This is a genomic window from Streptomyces sp. NPDC059567 (assembly GCF_042735655.1).
Taxonomy (GTDB): Bacteria; Actinomycetota; Actinomycetes; order Streptomycetales; family Streptomycetaceae; genus Streptomyces.
Genome location: NZ_JBHWBS010000019.1, coordinates 85908 through 93726 on the forward strand (window position 1 = coordinate 85908; position 7819 = coordinate 93726).

Sequence of the window (7819 nt, forward strand, 5' to 3'; positions counted from 1 at the left end):
GTTACGGGGGGGACTTCCTGCCCAAGCCGCCCGGGGTGTGGCTGCGCGGCGGCGCGGGCCGGAGGGGACAGGCGCGTGGGGGGCTCCGCGGAGCGCCGCGGAGCCCCCCTCACGTATGGCCGACGGTCACCTCGCCGGGGACGCGGGGCGCAGTCGCCGGGAGAGGAGGACGCCGATCAGGGCGAGGGCGCCGGTGAGCGCGAAGACGCCGAACAGCGCGGTGCGGGTGGTGGCGTCGTAGTGCTGCGCGATCGCGATGGCCGCGCCGCCCAGTCCCGCGATCAGGCCGGTGGCGAGGGTCTGGGCGAGCTGGAGCGCGCCGCTGACCTCGCCCTGCCGCTCGGCGGGCGCCTGCTCCAGGGTGTCGGTGGTGGCGGCGTTGAACGCGACGCCCATGCCGATTCCGCCGATGGCCCAGCCCAGTACGGCGATCCAGGCGGGGACCGACTCGGTGAGGATGGCGAGGGCCATGACGGCCACGCCGACGAGCAGGACGACGAAGCCGAGTGCGACGCCACCGGTGCGGCCGCCCTTGCTCCCGCCGTCCCGCTTCGCCTGCCACGCGGACCCCAGCACCCAGGTGATCGCGCCCGCGGACAGTCCGAGGCCGGCTTCGGTGGCGCTCGAACCGCGCAACTCCTGGAGGCCCAGCGGCAGGAACGCCTCGCTGCCGAAGTAGACGCCGCAGAGCAGGCCGCGGATCACGATGCCGGCGCCGAGGCCGGCCCGGGCGCTCAGGGTGCCCTCCGGCGTCACCTGGCGCAGCGCGGGGACGGCGATGGCCACACCGAGCAGGGCGAGGACGACGAGCAGGGGGATGTTCTTCAGGAGCAGGGCCTGGAGCAGCAGGCCGGTGCCGACGGTGAGCACGACGGCATTGGCCAACGGGCTCTTCCACCAGGGCAGTGCGGCCGGTGCGGGGGTCCCGGCGTCCGCCGTGCCCGCGGTGGAGCGGGACCGGCTCAGCTTGGCCAGGCCGGGGAGGGTGAGGACCGCCGCGATCGCGATGAGCGGGAGCATCAGCAGGAAGACCGCGCGCCAGTCCGTCAGGTCCGACAGGGTGCCGGCGACGACGGGGCCGATCAGGGACGGGATGGTCCACGCGGAGGACAGCAGCGCGAACATGCGCGCCCGCAGGTGCTCCGGGTAGGCCAGACCGATCACGGTGTACGCCATGGCCATGACAGCGCCGACGCCCAGTCCCTGGGTGAACCGGCCGAGGAGGAAGAGCGGCCAGGACGTGGCGGCGCCCGCCACCGCGCAGCCCACGGCGAAGACGGCCAGACCGACCGCCATCGGCCGCCACGGGCCGCTCCGGTCGGCGGACCGGCCGCCCAGCACCGTACCGATGATGTTCGCGAGCATGAGCGCGGACAGGCCCCAGCCGTAGGCGCCCAGGCCGTCCAACTTCCGTGCGATGTCGGGCAGCACGGTGGCCACGCCGAGTGATTCGAACGCGACCATGCTGACCGAAAGGATCACGCCTAACGTGAGGGCCCGATAGGGCCCCGAGAAGACGCTCTCCGAGGACGTGGGTTCCGCGGCGGCGGCCGGGGTCTGCGATCCGCCGGTCCCCTCGGCCACTTCGTCGACACCGTGAGACATGGAGTCACTCCTTGAGCCATTTTCGTTCCGTGCCGGAACGGAATGGTGGTGAGCATACCTATACTGACGGCATGGTGAACACCCCGAACCGGGCCGAGCCCGAGGTGCGGACCCCCGGTGGGCAGCGCTCCGGACGGCCCCGCGACAGCCGTATCGACGTCGCCGTGCCCAGCGCGGTGATGGAGATCCTCAACGAGGGGGGCTACGGCAGGCTGACCCTGGAGGCGGTCGCGGCCCGCGCCGGTACCAGCAAGCCGGCCCTGCGCCGGCGGTGGCGATCCCGGCAGCACCTCGTCGTGGACACGCTCGCGTCGGCGATCGGCACCACGCCGACGCCGGACACCGGATGCACGCACTGCGACCTCATCGCCGGGATCGGCACGCTCAGTCAGGCGTTCACCCACACGGTCGGACGGCGGGTCCTGCCCGCCCTGGTCGCGGACCTGGCCGACGACCCGGAGCTGGAGTCGGAGTTCCTGGAGAAGTTCTTCCACGTACGCCGGGCGTCGACGGCCGAGGCGCTGCGGCGCGGGATCCACCGAGGCGACATCCGTGGGGACGCGGACATCGATCTGCTCCTCGACATGCTGGCCTCCACCACCTACTACCGCGTGCTCTTCGGGCACCTGCCGGTCACGGCGGCCCTGGCGGAGGACGTGGTCGAGGTCGTCCTCGCGGGGGTGGCCACCGATCGATGGCGCAGCAGGCACGGGGGGCCGGAAGGCGCCTGAACCGCAGTACGCGCACGACGAGCGACGCCGAAACGCTGGGGCGAAAAGGGAGTTGCTGTGCTGAGTCGAGATGGCGAAGTGTCCGCCCTGGAAGAGGCGTTGGCCGCGGCGGCGGGCGGGATGGGGGCCAGCCTCCTGATGGAGGGTGGCATCGGCACCGGGAAGTCCTATCTGGCCCGCGCCGCCCTCAGAACGGCGCGGGCCAGGGGCTTCGAGGTGGTGTCGGCCCGGGCCCGGCAGGCGGAACGAGCCCTGCCGTACGGGGTGTTGCACCAGGTGCGCGACCAGCTCCTGGCCGCCCCGGTCCCGTCCGCCCCGAGCCCCTGCCTCCCCGGCCCGTCCGCTCCGGACGGCTGCGGCCTGCCCGAGCCGTCCCGCCCGTCCGCCGGTATCTCGACCTTCCTGCCCGAGGCCGCCGCGGCCCAGGTGCACCGCCTCCTGGCCGGCCACGCCACCCGCAGGCCCCTGCTGCTGGTCATCGACGACCTGCAGTGGACCGACACCTGGTCGCTGCACTGGCTCGGTCATCTCATGGCCCGCCTCGAAGGGCTGCCGGTCGCCCTGCTCGGCACCCTGGCGCGGGACCACACCGAGCCGGGGGACGAGGAGTCGCAGCGGCCCGACTCGACCTCGGTGGCCGCGGTCGCCTCCGAGTTCCACCGGCGCGTCGTGCTGCGGGGGCTGAACGTCGACAGCGTCGGCTATCTGCTGTCGTCCTCCTTCGGCGCCCCGATCGACGCCGGCCTCGCCCGCGCCTGCCACGAGAGCACCGGTGGCAACCCGCTGCTGGTCCAGGCCCTGTTACGGGAGTTGCAGCGCACCGGCGTCGGCCCGGGTGAGCTGTCCGCCGAGCGGATCGCCGAACTCGGCTCCGCGGAGGTCGCGGAGACCCTCGTCGCCCGCTTCGAGACTTGGTTCCCCGGCATCGGCCGGGCCCTCGGCACCGTCGCGATCATGAGCCGCGGGCACTCCGCCGAACTCGTCGCCGAACTGGCCGGCCTTGACCCCGCGGAGGCCGCCGACGTCCTCCACACCCTCGTCCGCGCGGGAGTCCTGGACGCGACCGAGGAAGGCGTCACCTTCAGCCGCCCGATGGTCAGGACCTCCTTCCTCGCCGCCATGCCGCCCAGCGAACGGGCCCGTCTGCACGCCGAGGCGGCCAAGGCCCTCCACGCCGCGGCCGCGCCCCGTGAGGAGATCGCCGCCCACCTGCTGCACTCCGCGCCCGTCGGCGCACCCTGGGCCGGCCAGATCCTCGTCGACGCGGCCGACACCGCCCTCGCCGCCGGAGAGCCGAAGGAGGCCCGGGCCTACCTGGAGCGCGGGATGGAGGAGTGCGGGGCGGAGCGCGAGCCCGAACTGCTGCGGCGGCTCGGCCAGGTGGAGCTCGCCGACGACCTCGACGCGGCCGTGCCCCGGCTGCGCAACACGCTCGACCTCATACCGCAGGTCGGTGACCGGCGGGCCGCCGCGCTCGCCGACCTCGTCCAGGCCGTCGTGCTCTCCGGCGACATCCCCGAAGCCCTGCGCATCATGGAGGCCGAGGTCGCCGACCTCGAACGGCAGGACGCCGAGAAGGAGTTACGCGCCGGCACCGGCGCCCTTCTGGAGCTGCTGCGGCTGCTCGACGGCCGGAGCGCCCCGGCGGCGCCGCCGGCGGCCAGGGCGGTGCGCTTCGACGTCGCCCGTACCCCCTGGGTCCGACGAGCCGAGGCTGCGGTGCCGGCCCTGCACGCCCAATGGCGTGGCCGGCGACGGGAGGAGGCCGTACAGCTGGCCCGCCTCGCCCTCAGCGAACCGGTGGGCAGCGTCAACGAGGACGCGGCGCTGCGGACCGCCCTCCTCCTCGTCCTGGCACGCGCCGGCGAGCACGAGGAGGCGCTGGAGATCTGTCGTGCCCTGCTCGCCCAGGCGACGGTCGAGGGCTCCCACACGGTGGCCGCCCTGGCCAGGGCCGCGCTCGCGGAGTGCGCGTTCCGGGTGGGCCGCCTCCAGGAGTCCGCCCAGGCGGCGTACGACGCGCTGGAGCACAGCCCGGTCCTGCCCGGCCGCGAGTGGCTGGGATCCGCCCAGGCCCGCTGCTGGCTCGGGGCGGCCCTGCTGGAGTCCGGAGACCTCGAACAGGCCCAGCGGATACTCCTCGACGACAGCCGGCCGAGCGGCCCTCCCGCTATGGCGCTGCCCGGACTGCTGTTCCACCGGGGCCGGCTGCACATCGCGATGGGACACGCCAGGGCGGGCCTCGCCGACCTGGAGGAGTGCGGCCGACGGCTGCGGCTGCGCGGCTGGGCGGACTCCGCCGTGTACCCCTGGCGCTCCGAGGCGGCGCTCGCCCACAGCCGCCTCGGCAACGTTGCCATCGCGGAGCGCCTCGCCCGCGAGGAGCTGGAACTGGCCCGCGCCTGGGGCGCGCCGCACGCCATCGGCGGCGCCCTGCGCGTCCTCGGCCTGCTGGCCGGCGGCGACCGGCGGGCCACCCTCCTCACCGAGGCCGTCGGGATCCTCCGGGAGTCCGGTGCGACCCTCGCGGAGGCCCAGGCCCTGGGAGACCTCGGCCGCGAGTACATGCGCACCCGCAAGATCCGCAAGGCCCGGGAGCAGCTGCGCGCGGCCATGGCCCTGGCCGAGAAGTGCGGGGCGGGAGCGCTCGTACGCGAACTGCGTCAGGACCTGCTCGAGTCGGGCGCCCGGCCGCGCCGGGACACCGAGACCGGACCCGCCTCGCTCACCCCGGCCGAACGGCGTACCGCCCTGCTCGCCGCCGGCGGCCTGACCAACCAGGAGATCGCCAACCGTCTGTTCGTCACACGGCGCACGGTGGAGATCCATCTGAGCCGGGCGTACCGGAAGCTGTCCATATCGGACCGGCGCGATCTGCACGAGATGATCCATGACGATCCCGCGCCTCCCCAGGAGCCCGCCCCGCCTCCGCCGAAATCACCGGAATTGTGCGCACCGCGGAAGATTCCGGTAATCACTTGACGCGACGTCGGCGTCGCTGCCGTCCGCGGCCCCGGGCGGCCTGCCGATCCGCCGCCTGGAAGCAACCGCAGGAGCCGCCGCGCCGGCGCCGTGAAGGCTCAGCACTCGATGATGTTCACCGCGAGCCCGCCGCGGGCGGTCTCCTTGTACTTGACGCTCATGTCCGCTGTATTTAGTCATGGTTCTGACCTGCGGATTTGGCGCGACAAGCGCGCTTTGTATCACGTCCGGGACACTTGAGGGACTTCGTGTCGACGGTTATCTACAAGGTGTCCCGACGGTGTGTGACATGCCTGGGCGGAGGCAGACCTTTGGCGCCCATGCGGACGTTCGATTACTTCATCTTTGCCGCTGTGCTCGTAACGCCGACGGGGGAGCCTACGCATTTGCTGTGGATGGTCTCAGCAGGCTTGGTTGCTACCTCGGGTGGCGGTAGATCTGCGGGAGTCGTGACGACTTCAGCAGCCGCTCGAGCGACGGGACCCCGTCGTTGTAGATGGCTGGGCCCGATGTGCCGGGCATGAGCCGGCGTAGCGCACGCGTTGCGGTGTCGGCGAGCGTTGCGCCGACCTCGCCGCCTATCGCGATATTCATCGTGCCGATGAGATGAACCTCGCGATCGTCCCAGTCATCAATGTGCTCCGTGAGGAAGTCCACTGCCACAGACTGTCGACGGGCAAGAAGCAGCAGCTCGCATGCGTGCACGGCGTCGCGGAGGTCGAAGCGGAGGCAGGCTGTGAGCCCTGACGGTCCAGGCCCCGGTTCCAAGCAGGTGATGACGAGCTCGTCAGCGTCGTGGTTGTTGGTGGTGATGCTCATCTGCATGCCGCCGCGCGCGAGGATCGCTTCCGCTGCCCGCCGTTCGTTTTCGTCGTGAAGGGCGATCGACCACCAGGGAAGCGGCCCCCATGTGCCGTGTGTTGTTTCATGCTCAGGGAGGGGGGAGAAGATCTGATACCGCTGTAGCAGATGCTCGTGGAAGGTGGTGAGGCAGCCGTCTTGGAAGTGCTCGTCCCCGCTGCGCTCGCGTAGCAGGTCGTACTCGATGGCACTCATGCCCTCCACGGCCAGGCCGATGTGGTCCAGCTGCCCCTGGATGACCTTTGTGGCTCGCTCGAGAACCCCGCGGAACTCATCGCCCGGCGGGGCCTGATCGAGGAGACGGCTGAGCGCGCGCAGCGCGGCCTGACAACGGACGAGATCTCCGCCGAGGCCAACCAGGTGGCCGGCCTTGAGGATGCTCCAGGGGCGAGTGGATATCCACCGCTCCCAGGCCTGGTCGCCGCCACCGCGCTGGGTGAGCATCATGGCTCCGGCGTTGCCCACGCGGAAGTCTGGCTCAGCCTTCAGCCTCTGCCACAGATCGGGGTATGTCTCCAACGGGAAGGACGGCAGCGAGGAGTGCGCTGCAAGGACACGTGAGTCTGTGGTGTCCCAAAGCTCGCTGAGTTCTTGTTCCACACGCGTACGAGGCACCGTACGACCTCGCTGCGCAGCCCAGTATTCGATGAGCAGCATGTACGTGCTCTCCGGGCTCCATGGGAGCAGGCCCAGGCCGTTGACCACGATGGTGTTGGTCAGTCCGTCGTGCTCGAATCCGAACTGAACCTTTTCGATGAGCTTGGTGAGCTCGTCGACATCAGGGCCGGGCACGGCGAAAATCGGACTGGAGGTCAGCATTCCCCTGATGTTCGCCGTGCTCTTGCCCCGGGCTAGCTGGACGGCGATTCGCGCGACCAGTAGGGAGCGGATGAGTGCAGGCTCGCCGAAGTCGTTGCGCAGGCGTTCCTTGCCAAGCGCCGGGACATCCTTTAGGTGCCAGAGCAGCTCTTCTTGGATCTCGCGGAACCAATATTCCCGCTGTGCTGCGAGCGTCGGCTTCTCGGTAGGCGGGACCCACTGGTTGCGGAACAGTGCGATGGCGTGACCCTGGCCACCGGCCCGTTGCTGGGGTACCGGCATTCCCCGCGATTCCAGTCGGTGGCGGACATGCCGGTAGAGGGAGTTCATGCCGAGCGGGTTGGACGCCCCGGGAACGCCATCGCTAACGGCTCTCACGAGTTCGCCGGTGAACGAGGTAAGGGGCGCGCCCACAGGAGCCTTGGCGGCTTGCGTCGCAGCCGAGGCAGTCATGACGTAGGTGCCTTCGATGGCGGTCTGGTCCGCGAACTCCCCCGGATTGTCCATGTACCCCTCCAGCGCGGCCCCGCTGTAGCAACAGTCGAGGATCACGACGCTGCGGGACGCCATGCTGTCCAGTACTTCGGCCCGGAGGTAGTCGAAGGACACAGATTCGTAGAGTTTCCTGCCTTGCTCCGAGTTCCTCAGAGCGAGATGCAGAGAGCCGTCCGGCGACCGCATGCCGTGGCCGGCGAAGTACACAACCAGCGTGTCTGTCGCTTCGCTCGCTTCCCAATCTTGAAGTCAAGCCACGTGAGTCACTGGGGGTACGACTTGGTAGCACCGTCGGTCACGAATCAGTGCCCAGAAGACGTTGACTC

At 70.9% G+C, this 7819-nt stretch carries 4 protein-coding genes; 2 read left to right on the forward strand and 2 right to left on the reverse strand.

Features of this window, described 5'->3' with window-relative positions:
• Positions 1 to 126 precede the first annotated feature (126 nt).
• Complete coding sequence (locus tag ACFVZW_RS12350) at positions 127 to 1605, reverse strand: MFS transporter (protein WP_384520094.1); 1479 nt, start codon at positions 1603 to 1605, stop codon at positions 127 to 129.
• 71 nt (positions 1606 to 1676) lie between these two features.
• On the opposite strand from ACFVZW_RS12350, the gene ACFVZW_RS12355 reads away from it, so the two are divergent.
• Both ACFVZW_RS12355 and ACFVZW_RS12360 read left to right on the forward strand, forming a co-directional pair.
• Positions 1677 to 2336 carry a TetR/AcrR family transcriptional regulator gene (locus ACFVZW_RS12355; RefSeq protein ID WP_384520096.1) on the forward strand — a complete coding sequence of 220 codons (660 nt, stop codon included), beginning with the start codon at positions 1677 to 1679 and terminating at the stop codon, positions 2334 to 2336.
• Between the two features lie 57 nt (positions 2337 to 2393).
• Positions 2394 to 5318: an ATP-binding protein gene (locus tag ACFVZW_RS12360; RefSeq protein WP_384520098.1), complete on the forward strand. Its 2925-nt coding sequence runs from the start codon at positions 2394 to 2396 to the stop codon at positions 5316 to 5318.
• A 417-nt stretch (positions 5319 to 5735) separates the two neighbouring features.
• On the opposite strand, the gene ACFVZW_RS12365 is transcribed toward ACFVZW_RS12360, so the two are convergent.
• Positions 5736 to 7706 (reverse strand): hypothetical protein, encoded by a 1971-nt coding sequence (locus tag ACFVZW_RS12365; RefSeq protein ID WP_384520110.1) that lies wholly within the window; start codon positions 7704 to 7706, stop codon positions 5736 to 5738.
• Between the last annotated feature and the right edge of the window lie 113 nt (positions 7707 to 7819).